The organism is Microbacterium sp. Root53, from assembly GCF_001426925.1.
In the GTDB taxonomy this organism is placed as follows: Bacteria; Actinomycetota; Actinomycetes; order Actinomycetales; family Microbacteriaceae; genus Microbacterium.
Map to the genome: position 1 here is coordinate 48,147 of NZ_LMFR01000005.1, position 18,316 is coordinate 66,462.

Sequence of the window (18,316 nt, forward strand, 5' to 3'; positions counted from 1 at the left end):
TTGATCGCACGTGGCCATGCGGTCACTCTCGCAGACGCGCCGGGAGGCGCACAACGGCCGCGCCGCCATGGGAACAGCCGCCGGATGTCGCTCTAGCGCGATGCGTCGTCGGACTCGTCGTCCGGCGGCATGCGCCGGGTCAGGAGGTCGTCCGGATCCCGCATCGCGCGCAGCTCGTCGAGCGCCGTCGCGCCCCGCTGATCCCCCGTCTGACGGGCGGCCCGGTCGATGCCCTCGTCGCGGCCGCGGGCGATCCCGAGCTCCTGGCTCTCGCTGACGACCTGCGGGTGGTGCCGTGCGAGCAGGAACACGCCGTAGGAGGCGATCGCGCCCGCGATCACGAACACGACCAGCGCCCACACGGGCGCGTGCGAGGCCTCGCCGAGCACGATGGCGCCGATCAGGACCGCGACGATGGGGTCGATCACGGTCAGGCCTGCGATCACGAGGTCCGGCGGCCCGGACGAGTAGGCCGTCTGCACGAAGTACCCGCCTGCTGCGGCCGCGGCGAGCAGCGCCACCAGGCACACGATCGTGATCCATTCGAAGTCGCCGGACTTGATCCGGACGATCACGACCTTCGCGAGCGTGGCGACGAAGCCGTAGAGCACGCCAGCGGCGGAGATGTAGAACAGGGCGCTCATCCTGTGGCGCAGCATGACCCACGTGGTGATGAGCAGGATCGTCACGATCAGAAGGATCGCCAGCACCGTGAGCAGCTCGAAGTCGCTCAGCGGCCGCTCGGTCGCGTACAGGGCGGCGACGATCACGAACAGGAAGATGCCGCCCACGCACAGACCGATGGACCCGAGCGATGCGCGCGTGGGGATGTGGCCGGTCATCTGCGCGTTCAGGAGCGTCGTGATCACCAGCGACACCGCGCCGAGCGGCTGCACCACGATGAGCGGCGCGACCGAGAGGGCGCTGAGCTGACAGATGATCGCGACGGCCAGCAGGATCGTGCCTATCACCCAGGACGGACGCGTGAGCAGGCGCCAGAGGTGCGAGATTCCGAGACCCGTCTCGCCCGTCTCGCCCGAGATGCGCTCGACCTTGCGAACGCCTTGGCTCTGATACTGCGCGCCGAGCGACATGAACACCGCGCCCGCGAGCGCGAGCGGGATGCCGAGCAGCAGCCCGGGGTTCTGGAACGCTCCGACGAGCACCTCGCCGACGCCGTCCACTCCGGCCAGAGTCCCCCACTGCACGGTCCCACGGTACCCGCCGACCCCCGCATTACGCTGGAGGCATGGCCGTGCTCCCGATCCGCATCATGGGCGATCCCGTCCTCCACGCTCCCGCATCCCCCGTCGAGGAGATCACGGACGAGATCCGCGCACTGGTCGCGGACATGTTCGAGACCATGGATGCCGCCCCCGGGGTCGGGCTGGCCGCGCCGCAGGTCGGCGTCCCGCTGCGGATCTTCACGTACTCGTACGAGGACGACGAGGGCGCGCCGTGGCGCGGGGTCATCCTGAACCCCGAACTCTGGATGACGCCGCTCGTCCCGGGCGAGCCGGACGAGGATGAGGAGTCCGAGGGGTGCCTGTCGTTCCCCGGGGAGCGGTTCGCGCTGCGCCGCTCGGAGCGGGTCGTCGTGACGGGCACCGACCTCGACGGCGAGTCCGTCCGCATCGAGGTCGACGGCTGGCGCGCCCGCATCATGCAGCACGAGTTCGATCACCTGGACGGCGTGCTGTACATCGACCGGCTCACCGGATCGGACGCGAAGCTGGTGGCGAAGATCGCGCGCAAGCGCGGATGGGGACGCCCGGGCGCCAGCTGGATGCCGGGCATCGACGACCTCGAGAGCTGATCCGCCCGTTGGGCGGGGCCGGCGCTGGCACCGCCGCCGCGGACCGGTCTACTGTGAGCCGCAGAGGCGGCGGCACGCCTGCCCCGGACCCGATCGGAGGCGGACCATGGTCCAGACGCACCGGGCGCGAACGATCGCGGCGGCGGGCATCCTGACGACGACGCTCGCGATCGGCGGCTGTGCGACGATCGGACAGCTGTTCGGCGGCGGAGCGCCGCAGCGTGACGACGAGACCAACCAGGTGACCGAGTCGGCGGACGTCGACGTGTTCCAGCTCCAGGTGGGCGATTGCCTGAGCCTCGGTGACGACAGCCAGTTGTCGTCGGCGTCGGTGGTCCCGTGCTCCGAGCCGCACACCGACGAGATCTACCACGAGTTCGAGCTGCCCGACGGCGACTGGCCCGGCGAGGAGGCGGTCCAGCAGGCCGCGGACGAGGGCTGCTACAAAGCGTTCGAGCCGTTCGTCGGCAAGGCCTACGAGGAGTCCGTTCTCGAGTACATCTACCTCACGCCGACCGAGGCCGGATGGACCGACACCGGCCTGCAGGACCGGCTCATCCAGTGCGTCGTCTATGAGCCGGGCGATGGCGCCCCGGTCGAGATCGAAGGGTCCCTCGAGGGATCCGCCCGCTGAAGCCGCAACGACAGGAGGGATCCGCCGCCATGACCATCGAGGACAACGGCCCACGTCCGAACGCGTTCGACATCGAGACCGCCACCATCGAGAACGACACCTACCGGACGGTCGCGTGGACCGGCCGCTACCTGCAGGTGACGCTCATGTCGATCCCCGTCGGCGAGTCGATCGGCCTCGAGGCGCATCCCGAGACCGACCAGTTCCTGCGCATCGACGCGGGCCGCGGACGGTGCGTCATGGGGCCGGCCGAGGACCGGCTCGACTTCGAGCAGGACGTCGAGGACGGCTGGTCGATCCAGGTGCCGGCCGGCACGTGGCACGACGTCATCAACACGGGTGACGAGCCGCTGCGGCTCTACACCGTCTACGCGCCGGTGCATCACGCGAGCGGAATCGTGCAGGAGACGAGCGAGGACGCCGAGCGCGACGAGTCCTCGGGCGCCGACGAGCCGCCCGCCTGGACCGTGCAGCCCTCCGAGGACGCGCCGGATCAGCACGCCTGACGCGGGTTCACCCTCCGCCCCGGTCGTTGAGCGGAGGGGCGCCAGCGCCGGAGTCGAAACGTCACCGAGCCTCCCCTCCGGGCCGCGCCCTTCGTCCACAGGATGCGCGTTCGCGGAGTTATCCACTGAAGTTGCGGTTTTCACTTTGGACCTGGGATTCCCGGGGTCCGGATGTCGGTGGCCCGGAGGATGATCGGGGTATGACGTTCCTCGATGACTTCCAGGCGCATGTGGACGCGATCGCCACGCTCGTGCCCTCGGACGTCGCGCAGGTCGCAGCGATGTCGGATGACGATGCGCTGCGGTTCATGGACCTGTCGGCCGCGTTGCGCAAACACGGCGACCGGTTCAGTGTGATCGCGGCCGGGGTGGTCGCTTCGCGGTCCTCGCGGGATGCCGGCCATGGCGGGCTGGCGCAGGGGCGCGGGCACCGGAACGCGGTCGCGCTGGTGCAGGAGGTGGCCGGGACCTCGCGCGGCGAAGCAGCGCGGCAGGTGCGGCTGGGGCAGTCGCTGCTCGAGACCGCACAGACGGAGGGGCCGGATGTCGCCGACGCACCGGATGTGCCCGTCGCCGTGCCGTGGCATGCGCCGCTGGACCGCGCGCTCCTCGACGGCGCGCTGACCTCGGCTCAGATGGATGCCATCACCCGCGGGCTGGGCGCCCCGCCGGAAGGAGCCGAGGAGGCGTGGCGGCTCGCCGCCGAACAGCTGGTCACGGCGGTGTCGGAGTACACGGTCGAGGACCTCGCAGCCACGGCACGGGCAGTGCGGGACCGGCTGGACCCCGAGGGGGCGGAAGAGAGGTTCCTGGCCCGGTACGAGGCACGCGGGTTCCGGATGTGGACCGACGCCCACGGCGGCAAACACGCCCGCTTGGACTTCGACGACGAAGGCGCCGCGTGGGTGCAGTCCCTCATCGCCGCCGGGCTCCGACCCCGACTCGGCGGACCCCGCTTCGTCGACAGCGAGGAGGCCGCGAAGGCGCAGTCGCTGGTGGAGGACCCGCGCTCGAACGAGCAGCTCCAGTACGACCTGCTCATGGATGCGCTCCGGGCCGGCGCGCTCGCCGATGCCGAGCAGGTGTTCGGCGCGCGGCAGCCCGGGGTGCGGCTCGTGTCGGTGCTCGAGGACAGCAAGCCCGGGCCCGGGCACACCGAGGACGGCGGGCACTCCCTGCCCGCCCCCGCGATCGAGCAGGCCATCTGCAACACCGGGTACACCCCCGTGACCGTCGACGCGTGCGGGAACCCGCTCGACGTCGGCCGGGAACAGCGCCTGTTCACCCCGAAACAGCGCATCGCCCTCGCCGTCCGCGACGGCGGATGCATGTGGCACGGCTGCGGCATGCCCGCCTCCTACTGCGAAGCCCACCACGACCGGGGCATACTCCTCTGTCGGTTCCATCACATGAACCTGCACCACCACGGACACCGCATCACCCGAGAGCGGGGCGGGCCGTTCGTCCTGCACCCACCCGGCGGGGAACCGGTTCCCCTCCATTCCAGATCACCGCTGCGATGGATGTGGGACCCACCACCGAGGGCAGTTCAGTCGCCAGGCCTGTCGGCCGCGATCGCCGCGACAGCCTCGATCTCGACGAGCTGGTCCTCGTAGCCCAGCACGGTCACGCCCACCAGTGCGCTCGGCACGTCGTGATCGCCGAACGCGTCCTGGCCACGTCCGTGATCGTCGCCTCCGCGGCGCGCACCGCTCAGGCCCAGGCCCCGCAGACATCGCGGCGAGACGCCCAGCGGCCGCGGGCCGCGGCATCCGTCATCGCAGGAAGTCGGCGGGGTCGAACTCCTCGATGGGGATGACGCGCACGCGCGGCAGCGGAGCGTCGAATGCACGGGCGTCGTACTCGAGGTCGAACAGCTCGAGTCCCGGGATGCCGGAGAACTCAGCGCTGCGGAACTCATGGAAAGCGAGCACGCCGACGCGCCGATCGCCGACGAGCCGCGCGACGTCGTCGACGAAGTCGCGGTCGTGGCTGACGAGGACCACGTCACCCTCGCGGTCGGCGAGCGCGCGCAGGGTGCGCTGGATGCCGATGTCCACGACCTTCGCGTCAGCCGCGCCGGACAGCGGAACCGGCTGGTAACCGAGAGCGAGCAGCGCCTGAACGAAGGGCATGGGCAGATTCGTGCTGGCGTTCAGGAAGAAGAGTCCGTTGGCTGGGTTGCCCCACCGTTCCGCGACGAATGTGAGCAGGCGGTCCCACCGCGGTCGCTCGTCGGGCTGCGGCCGACGCCCCAGAATCGAGCCGCCGAGGGTTGCGTCGATGTTCTCGCCGTCGACCAGGACCCAGGTCCTGCGTTCCGCCACTGGCCATCCCCCGTTCGTCCGACGGCCGGAGGCCGCTGACCCCGACCGTAGCAGGGTGCCACGGGCCGCGGCATGAGCACAGACGACGAAAGCCCCGTCGCGAGGACGGGGCTTTCGGAGTGGCTCCCCGGCTTGGACTCGAACCAAGAACCTGCCGGTTAACAGCCGGCTGCTCTGCCAATTGAGCTACCGAGGATCACTGTCGCCCGCATCGGGGCAACCAGACGATATTAGCAAACGCCGGAGCGTGCTCACGACACGGGCGTGCGCCCTGGCGTGTCGGGCGTCCACAGCACCTGTCCCCCGGCCGTCTGGGCGACGACATGCCCCGCGTGCAGGCGCAGCTGAGCTGCGCCGAGCTCCCGGATGAATGCCTCGTCGTTGGTCGCGATCACCGCCGCCATGCCCCATTCGCGGCGGCGGCGCACGATCGCGTCGTAGACGACGTGCCGCACCTCGAGGTCGATGTTGGCGAGCGGCTCGTCCGCGACCAGCACGCGCGGATCCAGCACGAGCGCCCGGGCGAAGACCACGCGCTGACGCATGCCGGCGCTGAGCTCGAACGGGAACTTCTCGGCCGCGCCGAGGGGCAGGTGCATCTCGTCCAGCAGCGCCGCGACGCGCACGGCGACCGCCCGGGCGTTGACGCGCCGGTCGCGCGACGTGATCGGCTCGGCGATCGTCTCGCCGACCGTGAGCCGTGCGGGCAGGATGGCCGCGGCCCCCTGCGGCACGTGCCCCACGCGGTAGGTCAGCACCCGCCGGTCCCGGCCCTTGCGGCGCACGTCGATGCCGGTGACCTTCGCGCGCCCGCCCGACACCACGAGTGAGTCGTCCGTCACACCGGCCAGCACCGACAGCAGGCTGGACTTGCCCGATCCGGTGGGGCCCGACACGCACAGCGTCTCGCCCGCCGGGAGGGTGAACGTCACCCCGTCCACCGCCCGGGTCTCGGGACCGCGGCCGCGGCGGCTCACGCTCAGGTCGCTGCAGACGACTGCGTTGGCGGGGTCATCCGGGACGCGGAACATCATCCCATCCTGCCCGCCGCAGGGCGGCCGGGCCAGCACCAGTCCCGCTGGTCAGTCGACCTCGATGAGCGCGCGGCGCTCGGCATCGATGTCGCGGAGCCGCACCCGCAGCGCTCGGCCCTCGTCCGACGTGGGCGACGTGCGCTGCACGGCGCCGAGCAGCTCGGTCTTCTCCTGATCCAGCGCGCGCAGCACCAGGCGGCGGCAGATGTCGGTGACCGATGCGACCGCGTGGTCGTCGTCGCGCGCCGGGAAGTCCCGCGCCAGCAGCTGGCCCGCGAGCAGACGGTAGGGCTCGCGCACGGCCTCGATCGCCGCCATGGCCCAGCCCGGGCGCGTGCGGTCCGCGGCTGCGGCCACGCTCGCGCGGACGGCCTCAAGGGCGGTGGTGCGGAACGGGATCGCGAGCGCGCGAGCGAGGATGCCCGGATCGATCCGGTGGCCGTACAGCAGGACGCCCGTGAGCGCATCCCGCTCGAGCGCCACGTCGGTGGTGCGCGGCAGCGTCTCGAGGGTGACCCGCTGCATCGGCTGCTCAGGCGGGGCCGCCGGCTCCGAGCCCGGCATGGGCCGGGGCCCGTCGCCGCGCGGTGCCGGGCTGTCGCCGCGACCGCCGGCACGATCGCCGGAGCCGCCGGCCCGGTCGCCGCCTGCGCGCCGCGCAGCGCTCTCGACCTCGCCGTGCACGTCGCGGGGCTCCATGCCGAGCTTGCGGGCGAGCACGCGCTCGTAGCCGGCGCGCACCATCCGGTCCCGGATGGCCGCCACGATCGGTGCGGCGGACCGCAGCGCGCCGATCCGTCCCTCCACGCTCCCGAGGTCGAAGCCCGCGATGCGCCGATCGATCACGAACTCGAACATCGGCACGCGGTGGTCAAGGAGGCCGCGCACGGCGCCGTCCCCGCGCTGCAGACGAAGGTCACACGGGTCGAGCCCGTCGGGCGCGACCGCCACGTAGGTCTGCGCATTGAAGCGGCCGTCCTCGGCGAACGCCCGGATCGCCGCCTTCTGGCCCGCCTCGTCGCCGTCGAACGTGAACACGACCTCGCCCGACGCCGACTCGTCGCCCATGATGCGTCGCAGGACCGTCACATGCTCCGAGCCGAAGGCCGTGCCGCACGTCGCGATCGCGGTGGTCACGCCCGCGAGGTGACAGGCCATGACGTCGGTGTAGCCCTCGACGACCACGACGCGTTTCGGGTCGCCGCGCGAGATGTCGCGCTTGGCGAGGTCGAGCCCGTACAGCACCTGCGCCTTCTTGTAGATCGGCGTCTCGGGGGTGTTCAGGTACTTCGGTCCCTGGTCGTCGTCGTAGAGCTTGCGCGCGCCGAACCCGACGGTCTGGCCGGTGACGTCGCGGATGGGCCACACGAGCCGGCCGCGGAAGCGGTCGTACACGCCGCCGCGCTGATTGGTCGACACGAGGCCTGCTGTGGTGAGCTCCTCGCGCGTGAAGCCCTGCGCCGACAACGCCTTGAGCATGCTGTCCCAGCCCTTGGGCGCGTACCCCACGGCGAAGTGCGCCGCGGCGCCCGCGTCGAAGCCCCGCTCCCCCAGGAACCGTCTCGCCGCCTCCGCCTCCGGCGACATCAGCTGCGCGCGGAAGAACTCCGCTGCCGCCGCGTTGGCGGCGAACAGGCGCGAGCGGCCGCTCGTCTCGGGCGCGGGCCCGCCGTCCTCGTAGTGCAGCGTGTATCCGATCCGGGCCGCCAGGCGTTCGACGGCCTCGGTGAACGTGACGTGGTCCATCTCGCGCAGGAACGTGTACACGTCGCCCGACTCGCCGCATCCGAAGCAGTGGTAGTAGCCGACCTGGGGCCGAACGTGGAAGCTCGGGCTCTTCTCGTCGTGGAACGGGCAGAGGCCCTTCAACGACCCGACTCCCGCCGAGCGCAGGGCGACCCGCTCCCCCACGATGTCGGCGATGTTCGTGCGCGCCTTGACCTCTTCGACGTCGGCCTGGCGGATGCGCGGCATCAGCGGGCCCCGGCGTCCACGGGCTCCGGAGCGCCCGGCCGGGTGCGGGTGCCGTGCGAGCGGTCGACGGGACGCGCGTGGCGCGGCGTCCAGATGCCCACCTCGGCGGGGTCGATCTCGCCGACCAGACGGTTGTGCCAGTCGACCGCGGTCTGGTCGGTCAGGCTCGCGACCTGGTCGACCACGACGCGCGCGCGCTCGGCGTCGGTCTCGGCGGCCAGGAAGTCGGCCGCGAAGGCGGGCTCCAGCACGTCGGCGCCCGCCGACCACAGCGCGTCGGTGGACCAGAGCGCGTCCGCGAGGCACTTGAGCACGCGGCGCTGCTCCTTGTAGACGCCCTTGCGCGCGTCGATCGTGACGATCGCCGAGCCCATGATGCCCTTGAGCACCGCGATCTCGACGTCGATCACGCGGGGCACGATCACGTGCGCGCCGTAGCGGGCCAGCGACGGCCCGCCGTAGGCCTCGCGCGTGGCCGCGACCGCCGCGCGGGCGAAGCGGCCGATCAGGTCGCTCGTGAGGTTCTTCAGGCGCGCGAGATCCTGCCGGGACCGGTCGAACGTCTTCAGCCACATCGGCTGCTGCGTCAGCCGGTACAGGCCGTCGGCGAGCTCCTCGCGCGAGTAGTCGTAGCCCACCCACTGCTGGATCCGGCCGATCAGCGGGTGATGCTCGACCGGGTCCGACAGGATCTGCAGGTCGACGTAGCCGTTCACGACCGCGTCCTCGAAGTCGTGCACCGAGTACGCGATGTCGTCGGAGAGGTCCATGACCTCCGCCTCGATGCAGCGCAGCCGGCCCGGCGCGCCCTCGCGCATCCAGTGGAACACCGCCTCGTCCTCGGGGTAGACGCCGAACTTCAGCCGTCCCCCCGGGTCCGGGATGGGGTTGTCGACCGTCCACGGGTACTTGCACGTGGCGTCGAGGCTGGCGCGGGTCAGGTTGAGCCCCACGGAGTGGTCGCGATCGTCGAGCACCTTGGCCTCGAGCCGCGTCAGGATGCGCAGCGACTGCGCGTTGCCCTCGAAGCCGCCGATGTGCTCGGCCCACTCGTTCAGCGCGCGCTCGCCGTTGTGGCCGAACGGCGGGTGACCCAGGTCGTGGCTGAGGCACGCCGTGTCGACCACGTCGGCCGACAGGCCGAGCGCGATCGCCAGCTCCCGGCCGACCTGCGCCACCTCGAGCGAGTGCGTGAGCCGGTTGCGTGCGAAGTCCGCCGTGCTCGCCGGGCTGAGCACCTGCGTCTTGGCGGCCAGGCGGCGCAGACCCGCGGAGTGGAGCACGCGGGCGCGGTCGCGTGCGAAGTCGTCGCGCTCGGAGCGGTGCTTCTCGGCGAAGAAGCGCTCGGCGTCGGCCTCGCCGTACCCGCCCGGGCGCGTCCCGTCAGCCGCCACTGGTGTCCAGCTCCGCGTCCTGGAGCTCGCAGCTCGCATCCTCGCCGATCTCGCGCGAGTCGAGCCATCCCTGCGGCAGGACCGGGCGCTTGGGCGTGCCGGCGCGCCCGCGCTGCCCCTCGGCCGCGGCGCCGGGGTATGGGGCGCTGTGGTCGAGCTGGGCCAGGAGGTCGTCGATCTCGGCGAGGCTCGAGGCGGTCGCGAGGCTGGCGCGCAGGTCGCCGCCGACCGGATAGCCCTTGAAGTACCAGGCGACGTGCTTGCGGATGTCGCGGCAGCCGCGGTCCTCGTTCTCGAAGAACTCGGTCAGGAGCTCGGCGTGGCGGCGGAAGGCCGTGGCGACGAAGCCGAGCGTGGCGTCCACGACGGGCGCTTCGGCGCCGAACGCCGAGGCGAGCTCGCCGAACAGCCACGGGCGGCCGAGGCAGCCGCGCCCGACCACGACGCCGTCGCAGCCGGTCTCGTCCATCATCCGGACCGCGTCCGCCGCGCTCCAGATGTCGCCGTTGCCGAGCACCGGGATGCTCGTGACGGCCTCCTTGAGCTTCGCGATCGCCGACCAGTCGGCGGTGCCCGAGTAGAACTCCGCCGCCGTGCGCGCGTGCAGCGCGACCGCGGCCGCGCCCGCGTCCTCGGCGATCTTCCCCGCGTCGAGGTACGTGATGTGGTCGGCGTCGATGCCCTTGCGCATCTTGACCGTGACCGGGACGTCGCCGGCGGCCTTGACGGCGCCCTCGACGATGTCGCGGAACAGGCCGAGCTTCCACGGCAGCGCCGATCCGCCGCCCTTGCGCGTCACCTTGGGGACGGGGCAGCCGAAGTTCAGGTCGATGTGGTCGGCCCGGTCCTCCTCCGCGATGATCCGTGCGGCCTCGGCCGTGACGACGGGGTCGACGCCGTAGAGCTGGATCGATCGCGGCGTCTCCGACTCGTGGTGCCGGATGAGGCGCATGGTCGCCTCGTTGCGCTCGACCAGCGCGCGCGTGGTGATCATCTCGCTGACGTAGAGGCCCGCGCCGTACTCGCGGCACAGGCGGCGGAACGCGGTGTTGGTGATCCCCGCCATCGGGGCGAGCACGACGGGCACGTCGAGGTCGATCGGACCGATGCTCAGCGTGCGCCGCTCGCCAGTGGCGACGGAAGCGGCAGGAGCGAGTACGGAGGTCACGGCTCCATTCTCACAGACTCGCCTTGGGTGATCGCCGAGCGGCCTAACCTGGGGATATGAGCGACGCCGTCCCCTCGCTGCGCGACATCCCCTTCACCGACGCGAACGGCGCCGAGCGCACGCTCGCCGAGTTCGACGGCCCCGTCCTCGTGGTCAACGTGGCGTCGAAGTGCGGCCTGACGCCGCAGTACGAGCAGCTCGAGCAGCTTCAGCGCACGTACGGCGACCGCGGCTTCACCGTGCTCGGGTTCCCGTGCAACCAGTTCATGGGCCAGGAGCCCGGCTCGATCGAGGAGATCCTCGACTACTGCGCCATGACATGGGGCGTCTCGTTCCCCGTGAACGACAAGATCAAGGTGAACGGGCCGAACGCGCACCCGCTCTACAAGGCGCTCAAGAAGACCCCGGACCACGGCGGCAAGGCCGGCCGCGTCGCGTGGAACTTCGAGAAGTTCCTGGTGCTCCCGGACGGCACCGTCCAGCGGTTCCGCCCGCCGCAGAAGCCGGACGACCCCGAGATCGTCGCCGCGATCGAGAAGGCGCTGAGCTAGCTCGCGGGCTGCTCGCCGCGGTGCTCGGCCCAGACCTGGCGGGCGACCTGGGCGAAGGCCTCGGGCGGCTGGGCGCCGCTGACGCCGTACTTGCCGTCGATCACGAAGAACGGCACGCCGTTGATGCCGAACGCGCGGGCCTGGGCCTGGTCCTGACGGACGGCGGGCAGGTAGTGGTCGCTCTCGAGCGCGTCGCGTGCGGCGTCGGCGTCGAGGCCCACCTCGCCCGCGAGCTCGACCAGCTCGTCGACGCGGCCCACGTGCCGGCCCTCGACGAAGTACGCCGACATCAGCCGCTCGGTCATCTCGACCTGGCGGCCGTGCTCCTTCGCGAAGTGGATGAGCTCGTGCGCCTTGACCGTGTTGGTGTGCTGCTGCAGGTCGAAGCGGTAGTGCAGGCCCGCCTGCTGCTCGGCGATCTTCGCCACGCGGTCGTTCATCTGCTTGGCCTGCTCGCGCGTGATGCCCTTGTGCTGCGCCAGGAAGTCCTCGCTCGAGCCGTGGAAGTCGACCGGCGTGTCGGGCGACAGCTCGAACGAGTGATACGTGATCTCCACCTGCGGCGCGTCCGCGTCGCCCGCCAGCGAGGCCAGCCCGTTCTCGAGGTTGCGCTTGCCGATGTAGCACCAGGGGCAGGCGATGTCGCTCCAGATGTCGATCCGGATGGGCGCGGGCGTCGAGGCGTCGGTCACGGCGTCCTCAACGCGTCGCGCCGGCGGCGTATTCCGCGCGGGTCATGAACCGGCGGCCGCGTCGGGCGCGTCGGGCGCGTCCACCGCACCGCCGAACCGTCGCTCGCGGCCGAGGTAGAGGTCGATCGCGCGCCACAGGTCCGCGCGGCTGAAGTCGGGCCACAGCGTGTCGAGGAACACCATCTCGGCGTACGCCGCCTGCCAGAGCAGGAAGTTGGACGTGCGCTGCTCGCCGCTCGAGCGGACGAACAGGTCGACGTCGGGCATGTCCGGCACGTAGAAGTGCCGCCGCAGCGTCTTCTCCGTGATGCCCGAGGGCTTCAGCCGCCCCGCGGCGACGTCCTCCGCGACCGCGCGCACGGCGTCGAGGATCTCGTTGCGGCCGCCGTAGTTGATGCACATCGTGAGCGTCAGCACGTCGTTCCCGGCCGTCAGCCGCTCCGCGTACCGGAGCTCCTTGATCACCGAGCCCCACAGGCGCGGCGTGCGGCCCGCCCACCGGATGCGCACGCCCCATTCGTTCAGCTGGTCGCGTCGGCGGTGCAGGACGTCGCGGTTGTAGCCCATCAGGAAGCGCACCTCGTCGGGCGAGCGCCGCCAGTTCTCGGTCGAGAAGGCATACACCGACAGGTGCTTCACGCCGGCCTGGATGGCCCCCGCGACCACGTCGAGGAGCACCTCCTCCCCCGCCTTGTGCCCCTCGATCCGGGACAGCCCACGGCGGTTCGCCCAGCGGCCGTTGCCGTCCATCACGATCGCGACGTGCCCGGGCGCGTCCCTGCCGTAGTCCGGCGCCTGCAGGCCCGTCCAGTCGATCGGTCGGTACGGCACCGCGTCGCGATGCGTGTAGGGCTTGGGGGTCATCGCCGTCCTCGGTCGGGCAGACCGCGGGTCTGCGAGAGCGCGCGGATGCCGCGCTCCATAGTCCACTGCACGTACGCCGACACGAGGCCGGACGCCTGATCCGCGTCGCGCGGCGAGGCCGCCTCCACGACCTGCCAGTCCCCCGCCAGGAGCGCCCGCAGCAGCGCGAGCACCGACGCGCTGACGCGCGGCGTGCCGGCCGGGGCGCAGCGCGCGCAGACCGTGCCGCCCAGCTGCGCGAGGAACGTCTCGTGGGGTCCGCGCGCGCCGCAGCGCCCGCAGTCCTCGAGCGCCGGCGCCCATCCCGCGAGCGACAGCGCGCGCAGGAGGTACGAGTCGAGCGTGCCGCGCGGCGCGTGCTCGCCGCGGGACAGGGAGCGCAGCGCGCCGACGAGCAGGTAGTACTGGTTCGGCGCCGCCTCGTCGTGCGTGAGCCGGTCGGCCGCCTCGACCATCGCGCTGGCCGCCGTGTAGCGGTCGTAGTCGGCAGCGATGTCGGCACCGTAGGTGCCGAGCGACTCGGCCTGCTGCACGATGTCGAGCGAGCGCCCCTCATACAGCTGCACGTCCGCCACCATGAACGGCTCGAGCCGCGCGCCGAACTTCGACGACGTGCGGCGCACGCCCTTCGCGACCGCGCGGACCTTGCCGTGGCCGCGGCTCAGCATCGTGACGATCCGGTCGGCCTCGCCCAGCTTGTGGGTGCGCAGCACGACGGCTTCGTCTCGATAGGTGGGCACCATCCAAGTATCCGCCGCGCGACCTCCGAATCGGCTCAGGCGCGGCTCCTCTCCCCGACCGCCGGCGCCGGATGCCACGATGGGAGGCGTGACCGCCCCGACCTTCGTCCTGCCCCTGTGGGCCGACCTCGTGGCCGTCGGCGTCGGCGGGGTGCAGGGCGCGGTCTTCGCGTCGGGCTTCCAGGGCCAGCGGCGCCTCGACCTGCTCGGCGTCGCGCTGATCGGGATCATCGTGGGGCTGGGCGGCGGCCTGATCCGCGACATCCTGCTGGGGGTCACCCCCGCCGCGATGCAGTCGAACTGGTACCTGCCGACCGCCGTCCTCGCCTCGCTGGCCGGGATGCTGCTGGCCGGCCTGTTCCAGCGGCTCAACAGGCTCATCGTGGCGCTCGACGCGGTGCTGATCGGCCTGTACGGCGCATTCGGCACGAGCAAGGCGCTCGCCGCCGGGCTGCCCCTCGTCCCGTCGATCTTCATCGGAGCGCTCGCCGCGGTCGGCGGCGGCGTCGCGCGCGACATCGCGATGGGCCTGCCCATCGCGATCATGCACGTGGGGTCGCTGTACGCCGTCGCCGCCGCCGCCGGATGCACCGTGCTGGGCGTGAGCTACGAGCTCGGGCTCCCCATCGTGCCCGCCGCCGTGGCGGGCATCGTCGTCACCACCGTCATCCGGCTGCTCGCCGTGATCTTCGACGTCTCCCTGCCGGAGCAGCGCAGGATCCACCGACGCCGCGTGCTGCTCGAGACCTCGGCCATCCCGGTCATCTCATCCGAGATGCTCGCGCAGGCCGAGGCCGCCGCCGAGCGCGCGGAGGAGGCCGCCGAGCAGGCGCAAGCCGCGGCGGAGCAGGCCGGGGAGGCCGCCGGCGACGACGACCTCCCCGATCGCTGAGCATCCGGCCGGGAGGGCTCAGACCGCGGCGAGCTCAGGCTTGCGGGCCCGGATCGAGCGGTTGACGCCCGACACGATCGCCTTCAGCGACGCTGTCGAGATGTCGCCGTCGATGCCGACGCCCCACAGGCGCTCGCCGTCGACCTGCAGCTCCACGTAGGCGGCCGCCTCCGCGTCGCCGGACGCGCTCAGGGTGTGCTCCACGTAGTCGTACAGCGTCACGTCGATGCCCTGCTCGCGCAGCACTCCGAGGAACGCCGCGATCGGGCCGTTGCCGTGCCCGGACAGCTCGATGCGCTCGTCGCCGTCGCGCAGCACGACCTCGAGCGCCACGTTCCCGTCCAGGTGGCTGCGCGTGCTCGTGCCGAGGATCTCGAAGCGGCCCCAGCGGGCCTCCTCGTGCTTCGACGGCAGGTACTCGTCCTGGAAGATCTCCCAGATCTGGTCGCTCGTGACCTCGCCGCCCTCGGCGTCGGTCTTGGCCTGCACGACGCCCGAGAACTCGATCTGCAGCTTGCGCGGCAGGTCCAGTGCGTGGTCGGTCTTCAGCAGGTAGGCGACGCCGCCCTTGCCCGACTGCGAGTTGACGCGGATGACCGCCTCATACGAGCGCCCCAGGTCCTTCGGGTCGATCGGCAGGTACGGCACGGCCCACTCGATGTCGTCGACCGTGACGCCCTGCGCGGCGGCCTTCGCGGCCATCGCCTCGAAGCCCTTCTTGATCGCGTCCTGGTGCGAGCCGCTGAACGCGGTGAACACCAGGTCGCCGGCCCACGGGCTGCGCTCGGGCACCGGCAGCTGGTTGCAGTACTCGACCGTGCGCTTGACGTGGTCGATGTCGCTGAAGTCGATCTCGGGGTCGATGCCCTGCGTGAACAGGTTGACGCCCAGCGCCACCAGGTCGACGTTGCCCGTGCGCTCGCCGTTGCCGAACAGGCAGCCCTCGATGCGATCGGCACCGGCCATGTAGCCCAGCTCCGCCGCGGCCACCGCCGTGCCGCGGTCGTTGTGCGGGTGCAGCGAGATGATCACGTTCTCGCGGTGGTTCAGGTGGCGGCCCATCCACTCGATCGAGTCGGCGTAGACGTTGGGCGTGGCCATCTCGACGGTCGCGGGCAGGTTGATGATCACCTTCCGCTCCGGCGTCGGCTCGAACACCTCCAGGACCTGGTTGCAGACGTCGACCGCGAACTCCAGCTCGGTGCCGGTGTAGCTCTCGGGCGAGTACTCGTAGTAGACCGCGGTCTCGGGCACGGTCTGCTCGTACTTGCGGCACAGCCGCGCGCCCTCGAGCGCGATGTCGACGATGCCCTGCTTGTCGGTGCGGAACACGACGTCGCGCTGCAGCACGCTCGTCGAGTTGTACAGGTGCACGATCGCCTGCTTGGCGCCCTTGATCGCCTCGTACGTGCGGGCGATCAGGTGCTCGCGCGCCTGCGTCAGGACCTGGATCGTGACGTCGTCGGGGATCAGGCCCTCTTCGATCAGCTGGCGCACGAAGTCGAAGTCGGTCTGGCTGGCCGACGGGAAGCCGACCTCGATCTCCTTGTAGCCCATCTTCACGAGCAGCTCGAACATGATCCGCTTGCGCTCGGGGCTCATCGGGTCGATCAGCGCCTGGTTGCCGTCGCGCAGGTCGACCGCGCACCAGCGCGGGGCCTTCTCGATGCGCTTCGCCGGCCAGGTGCGGTCGGGCAGATCGACGCGGATCTGCTCGTGGTACGGGCGGTACTTGTGCACCGGCATGCCGCTGGGCTTCTGGGTGTTCTCCATGGGGTGTCGCTCTTCCGGTTCGTCGTTGTGTGTCGGGCCACGACGATCTCCGCGACGAGGAGGCCCTAGATCGAGGTCTCGTCGCGGCGGCTAAGGAGAAGGAGCCCACCGAGGCGCATGGAACGAGGGTAGCACGCAGAATGCGTCATCAGGAGTCCCCCGGGTCGACCCCACAGGCCCGGCGACCGTGCAGGATGCTCAGTGTGAGACGATCCCGCGCCGGGCGACACTCCTGGGTATGAGCACCGTCCTGCGCCGCGCGACCGCCTCCGCGGCGGCGATCGCCGCCCTCGCCCTCCTCGCCTCGTGCGCCACGCCGCGCGACGACGCGCCGGCGCCCGGCGCCGAGCCGCCCCGCTTCGGCGACGTCGAGCCCGGGCCTCCCGAGCGCGACGTGCTCGCGACCGGCACCGTGATGGACAAGCCGCTCGACGCGGGAGGCCGGTCCGTCGAGCTGTGCCTGGGCGCCGTCGCCCAGTCCTACCCGCCCCAGTGCGGCGGCATCCCGATCGTCGGGTGGGACTGGGACGCGGTCGAGGGCGAGGAGACCGCCTCCGACCACACCTGGGGCGCGTACGCCGTGACCGGCCGCTACGACGGGGAGACGTTCACGCCCACGGCCGATCCCGTGCTGCTGGCGCTGTTCGATCCGATGGCGCCCGAGGACCCCACGGGCGGACGCCCCGGGACCACGCCCGAGGACGAGCTCGCCGAGATCCAGCAGACCGTCATGGACCGCCTCGCGGACCACGAGACGATGCTCGGCTCCTACACGCAGGACGGCTACGTCTGGGTCGAGGTGATGTGGGACCACGGCACGTACCAGGAGGCCGCGGACGCCGAGTTCGGCGACGGCGTCGTGATCGTCCAGTCGGTGCTGAAGCCCGCGCCCTAGATGTACCCGGTCGGCACGTTGGTGACACTCGGGTAGGGAGAAGGCCTCCACGATTGGTGGTGTCTAACGTCACCGAAGTGGAGGCCTTCTCTTGGTCCACGGGCCGTCTGATTCTCGTGCGCCGGGTCCTCGCCGGCCGTCCTGTCGCGCACGTCGCGAAGGAGATGGGCATCTCGCGCCAGTGCGCTCACCGCTGGCTGGCCCGGTACCGCGCCGTGGGTGAGGCCGGGCTGTCCGACCGGTCCTCTCGCCCCGCTTCGTCGCCGAGGGCGACTCCCGCGGCGACAGCAGCCGCGGTTGTCGAGCTGCGCTCGCGCGAGCGGCTCGGCCGCGACGACGTTGCCCGCCGTTGCGGGGTCAGCCCGCGCACCGCCTCCCGGCTGATCGCGAGGGCGGGCCTTCCGGCGTTGCATGAGCTGGACCCGGTCACGGGGATCGCGTTGCGAGCGTCGCGGCGCACCCAGGTCCGTTACGAACGCGACGCCCCGGGAGATCTGATCCACATCGACGTGAAGAAGCTCGGCCGCATCCCCGAAGGCGGCGGCTGGCGCTCCCAGGGTCCCGACTTCATCGATCACAACCACGGCCGGGACCGCCGGGTGAAGCTCGGGTTCGACTACGTCCACGTCGCCGTCGACGACCACTCCCGGCTCGCGTTCGCGCAGATCCTCCCCGATGAGAAGGGCACCACCTGCGCGGCGTTCCTCGCCGCCGCGGCGGAGTTCTTCGCCCGCCACGGCATCCACATCCGCGAGGTCATGACCGACAACGCGAAGAACTACACCGTCTCCGCCGCGTTCCAAGGGCAACTGGCCGCGCTCGACGCGAAGCACATCACGACCAGGCCGCACTGTCCCTGGCAGAACGGCAAGGCCGAGCGTTTCAACCGCACCATGCAGGAGTACTGGGCCTACCGCGCCCCCTACGTCTCCAACCAGCACCGCGCCGAAGCGCTCGCGCCCTGGCTCGAGCACTACAACTACGCTCGACCACACACCGCCTGCGGCGGCCGACCCCCGATCAGCCGGGTGTCACCAACCTCATGACCGAGTACAT

At 71.3% G+C, this 18,316-nt stretch carries 18 protein-coding genes, 1 tRNA gene and 1 pseudogene; 8 read left to right on the forward strand and 12 right to left on the reverse strand.

The features are described from left to right. Positions 1-92: 92 nt before the first annotated feature. Positions 93-1,208, reverse strand: a complete 1,116-nt coding sequence (locus ASD19_RS03250) for a DMT family transporter (protein WP_442922499.1) — start codon at positions 1,206-1,208, stop codon at positions 93-95. Positions 1,209-1,249: 41 nt separating this feature from the next. Here ASD19_RS03250 and def point away from each other — a divergent pair, with 41 nt between their 5' ends. The 4 genes from def (at position 1,250) to ASD19_RS14980 (ending at position 4,572) form a co-directional block, all read left to right on the forward strand. Then, positions 1,250-1,816, forward strand: coding sequence for a peptide deformylase (def, locus tag ASD19_RS03255; RefSeq protein ID WP_055988727.1), 567 nt, complete (start codon positions 1,250-1,252; stop codon positions 1,814-1,816). A 106-nt stretch (positions 1,817-1,922) separates the two neighbouring features. Continuing rightward, a complete protein-coding gene (locus tag ASD19_RS03260) occupies positions 1,923-2,450 on the forward strand; it encodes a septum formation family protein (protein WP_055988728.1) in 528 nt (175 codons plus the stop codon). A 29-nt stretch (positions 2,451-2,479) separates the two neighbouring features. Next, a complete protein-coding gene (locus ASD19_RS03265; RefSeq protein ID WP_055988729.1) occupies positions 2,480-2,956 on the forward strand; it encodes a cupin domain-containing protein in 477 nt (158 codons plus the stop codon). Between the two features lie 200 nt (positions 2,957-3,156). Then, entirely contained in the window at positions 3,157-4,572 is a 1,416-nt protein-coding gene (locus ASD19_RS14980; protein ID WP_055988730.1) for a DUF222 domain-containing protein, read from the forward strand. On the opposite strand, the pseudogene ASD19_RS14700 reads toward ASD19_RS14980, so the two are convergent. The 7 genes and pseudogenes from ASD19_RS14700 to dusB all read right to left on the reverse strand — a co-directional run. Further along, positions 4,530-4,631: pseudogene (locus ASD19_RS14700) on the reverse strand (RidA family protein); the annotation flags it as partial. The gene ASD19_RS14980 and the pseudogene ASD19_RS14700 sit on opposite strands and share 43 nt — an antisense overlap. Positions 4,632-4,731: 100 nt before the next feature. After that, a complete protein-coding gene (locus tag ASD19_RS03275) occupies positions 4,732-5,283 on the reverse strand; it encodes an NYN domain-containing protein (protein ID WP_055988731.1) in 552 nt (183 codons plus the stop codon). Positions 5,284-5,403: 120 nt separating this feature from the next. Next, a tRNA-Asn gene (locus tag ASD19_RS03280) sits at positions 5,404-5,479 on the reverse strand. A 55-nt stretch (positions 5,480-5,534) separates the two neighbouring features. Then, the gene (locus ASD19_RS03285; RefSeq protein ID WP_055988732.1) at positions 5,535-6,317 is read right to left on the reverse strand and encodes an ATP-binding cassette domain-containing protein; all 783 of its coding nucleotides are present in this window, start codon (positions 6,315-6,317) and stop codon (positions 5,535-5,537) included. A 48-nt stretch (positions 6,318-6,365) separates the two neighbouring features. Beyond that, complete coding sequence (gene dnaG / locus ASD19_RS03290; protein WP_055988733.1) at positions 6,366-8,291, reverse strand: DNA primase; 1,926 nt, start codon at positions 8,289-8,291, stop codon at positions 6,366-6,368. Beyond that, on the reverse strand, positions 8,291-9,724 hold the full coding sequence (locus ASD19_RS03295; RefSeq protein ID WP_082542939.1) for a deoxyguanosinetriphosphate triphosphohydrolase: 1,434 nt from the start codon (positions 9,722-9,724) through the stop codon (positions 8,291-8,293). Before ASD19_RS03295 ends, dnaG begins: the two co-directional genes overlap by 1 nt. Beyond that, positions 9,675-10,853 (reverse strand): tRNA dihydrouridine synthase DusB, encoded by a 1,179-nt coding sequence (dusB, locus tag ASD19_RS03300; protein ID WP_055988735.1) that lies wholly within the window; start codon positions 10,851-10,853, stop codon positions 9,675-9,677. The genes ASD19_RS03295 and dusB overlap by 50 nt, the downstream gene beginning before the upstream one ends. Positions 10,854-10,909: 56 nt before the next feature. Between dusB and ASD19_RS03305 the strand changes: the two genes are divergently transcribed. Next, positions 10,910-11,404, forward strand: coding sequence for a glutathione peroxidase (locus tag ASD19_RS03305; RefSeq protein WP_055988736.1), 495 nt, complete (start codon positions 10,910-10,912; stop codon positions 11,402-11,404). On the opposite strand, the gene ASD19_RS03310 is transcribed toward ASD19_RS03305, so the two are convergent. From ASD19_RS03310 to recO, 3 genes are read right to left on the reverse strand one after another with little or no spacing between them, the layout of a single operon-like run. After that, a complete protein-coding gene (locus ASD19_RS03310; protein ID WP_055988737.1) occupies positions 11,401-12,096 on the reverse strand; it encodes a DsbA family oxidoreductase in 696 nt (231 codons plus the stop codon). The genes ASD19_RS03305 and ASD19_RS03310 overlap by 4 nt on opposite strands. Positions 12,097-12,138: 42 nt before the next feature. Continuing rightward, complete coding sequence (locus ASD19_RS03315) at positions 12,139-12,960, reverse strand: isoprenyl transferase (RefSeq protein WP_055988738.1); 822 nt, start codon at positions 12,958-12,960, stop codon at positions 12,139-12,141. Then, positions 12,957-13,700 (reverse strand): DNA repair protein RecO, encoded by a 744-nt coding sequence (recO, locus tag ASD19_RS03320; RefSeq protein WP_055988745.1) that lies wholly within the window; start codon positions 13,698-13,700, stop codon positions 12,957-12,959. Before recO ends, ASD19_RS03315 begins: the two co-directional genes overlap by 4 nt. Positions 13,701-13,788: 88 nt before the next feature. On the opposite strand from recO, the gene ASD19_RS03325 reads away from it, so the two are divergent. After that, positions 13,789-14,592, forward strand: a complete 804-nt coding sequence (locus ASD19_RS03325; protein ID WP_082542942.1) for a trimeric intracellular cation channel family protein — start codon at positions 13,789-13,791, stop codon at positions 14,590-14,592. An 18-nt stretch (positions 14,593-14,610) separates the two neighbouring features. Here ASD19_RS03325 and leuA read toward each other — a convergent pair whose 3' ends face one another. After that, complete coding sequence (leuA, locus tag ASD19_RS03330; protein WP_055988739.1) at positions 14,611-16,365, reverse strand: 2-isopropylmalate synthase; 1,755 nt, start codon at positions 16,363-16,365, stop codon at positions 14,611-14,613. A 238-nt stretch (positions 16,366-16,603) separates the two neighbouring features. Here leuA and ASD19_RS03335 point away from each other — a divergent pair, with 238 nt between their 5' ends. Beyond that, positions 16,604-17,260, forward strand: coding sequence for a hypothetical protein (locus ASD19_RS03335; protein WP_055988740.1), 657 nt, complete (start codon positions 16,604-16,606; stop codon positions 17,258-17,260). 77 nt (positions 17,261-17,337) lie between these two features. Continuing rightward, entirely contained in the window at positions 17,338-18,306 is a 969-nt protein-coding gene (locus tag ASD19_RS03340; RefSeq protein WP_055988746.1) for an IS481 family transposase, read from the forward strand. Positions 18,307-18,316: the final 10 nt, after the last annotated feature.